The organism is Thiolapillus sp. (genome assembly GCF_048562965.1).
GTDB classification, from domain to species: Bacteria; Pseudomonadota; Gammaproteobacteria; order Chromatiales; family Chromatiaceae; genus Thiolapillus; species Thiolapillus brandeum_A.
In genome coordinates, this window is sequence record NZ_JBHNMF010000616.1 from 1 (window position 1) to 1841 (window position 1841).

At 55.0% G+C, this 1841-nt stretch carries 2 protein-coding genes; both read right to left on the minus strand.

What is annotated here, in order from left to right:
* The coding region (locus ACOCD2_RS18365; RefSeq protein ID WP_419625870.1) for a hypothetical protein at positions 1-509 on the minus strand (509 nt) is incomplete at its 3' end.
* The gene (locus tag ACOCD2_RS18370; RefSeq protein ID WP_293815420.1) at positions 490-963 is read right to left on the minus strand and encodes a hypothetical protein; all 474 of its coding nucleotides are present in this window, start codon (positions 961-963) and stop codon (positions 490-492) included. The genes ACOCD2_RS18370 and ACOCD2_RS18365, both read right to left, overlap by 20 nt.
* Positions 964-1841 lie beyond the last annotated feature (878 nt).

Here is a 1841-nt window from a genome sequence, read left to right on the forward strand (position 1 = left end):
TCCGTGTTGCGCGGGTCGAAAGGGATCGCATCCACCCGCCACTTGTCCTTGCGTGCCGGGTAGTTCATGTTCATGTTGCCCCGGCTGTTGGAATAGCTGAACCAGTGCCCGATGGCACACAACCGCCGCCACTTCGATACCTCCGCCCAGGTCTTGGTGTTCAGCTGGACTGAGGTATTGGCCGTCACCATCCCAATCGCATCCTGCCGGGTAGATAGAATAAACAGAATCAGCATGGCAGAGATCGCCGACTTGCCCACACCGTGCCCGGACGCCACCGCCACCTGCCGGGGTCGCGTGGGCCTGCGCCCATCAAAGGGTTCCGCCTGAATCATGTCACCCAACATCTCCAGAAACTCAGACTGCCAGGTATCCGGGCCGTTGTGGTGCACCAGCTCAGTGCCCGAAAGCCCCCAGGGAAACATCAGACGCACCCACTTCAGCGGGTCATTGCGCGTCTCCAGGCAGAGCTGAGCAAGCTCCGCATCTTCATTCGTCGTCGCTGACATCCCGGTGCGCCTTCATCAGCGTTTCCCGCACAATGTCACTGGACGTGACTTCCAGCTTCTCGCGGAATGCGCCAATATCCACGTGGTTACCGGCCATCTGCAAAATCGCACTCTTACCGGGGCACTTGACCCGGATACCGTTAGGGCCTACATCAAAATCCAGCAGCTCTGCCGTATCCGGCCATTGCGCTGGGGGCAGCAGCTTACCGTCCTCATCAATGAAATCCCGGGGATCCAGCTCGATCAGCGCGCGGGCCCGTCGCTTGATCCATGCAGCATCCATCTCCTGCTCCCGGTACTCGCGCTCCTGATGATACGCAATCTCTTCCGCAAGCTCTTCCAGGATGTGCAGCAGCGCTTTCGTCTCAATGCCCGTCTTCTTGGACGTGCCCCGAATCGTGCGCGTTTGCAGGTAAGCCTGAACAACTTCGTCTTTGTCATATTCTGTAGTCATGCCCGCAGTATAGGGCGTTTCAGCTTACGTAGCAAATTAATAACCCCAGTGACAGTGTGGTCTCTGTTTTTCAAAAAGTGGGTCTAGGTCATCACGGCCTACCCCACGGGCGCGGGGGCAAAAGGGGGACGCGGGGGCCTGGGTAGCGCGGCCACTGTGAACCTGCACAATGACCGAGTACACGCAATAGCGCAGAAACGTGACGAACCGGGGCAAATGCGCAGGATTACCGGGTGCGAGAGTGCTGTTAAATACAACTCGCAGTAGCTGAGTGCTGCCAAATGCACGTAGCAACGCAGTAATCCAGGGCGCAGGGCTGAGATGCCGGGTGACCGGGTGAGTGTGCCAGCATCCAGGCGCAGGCGTGCCAGCATCCAGGCGCGCAGGTGACCGGGTGAGCGTGAGGGCGACCGGGGCAGGCAATCAGGCGCGCAGGTACCAGGGTTGCAGATGTGCGCGTAATGCGCAGGCGTGCAGGTAATGCGCGATCGTGGCGCGTTAGTGCGTGAGATGCGTGGGCGTGTTGGTTGTGCGCGATTTTGGCAGCTGAAATAAAAAAAAAAAATAGCTCCAGAAAAAAAAAAAAAAAAAAAAATGCTGGAGCTTTGTGAGAACTGTATCAACTCTATCATCAACTGCCATAATAGTTATTTACAGACAAATCAGCAAATAAATAACAGAAATGCTTGCAATCCTACCCATTACATGCAATACTGTAACTCATGAACCAACCGACACAAACCCAGCAACCAAGCAAATTAATTGCAAAAATGTTTAAAAACTTGTTGACACCGCAGGAATGCAGTGCTATAGTTAACCCACATTAACGAGAACCCGAGGAGATATTAAATGACTATTGAACCCCTGACTGCTGAAGA

Excerpts from the sequence above, each read along its gene's own strand:
- ACOCD2_RS18370 (WP_293815420.1), bottom strand. The coding sequence starts at position 963 with ATGACTACAGAATATGACAAAGACGAAGTTGTTCAGGCTTACCTGCAA.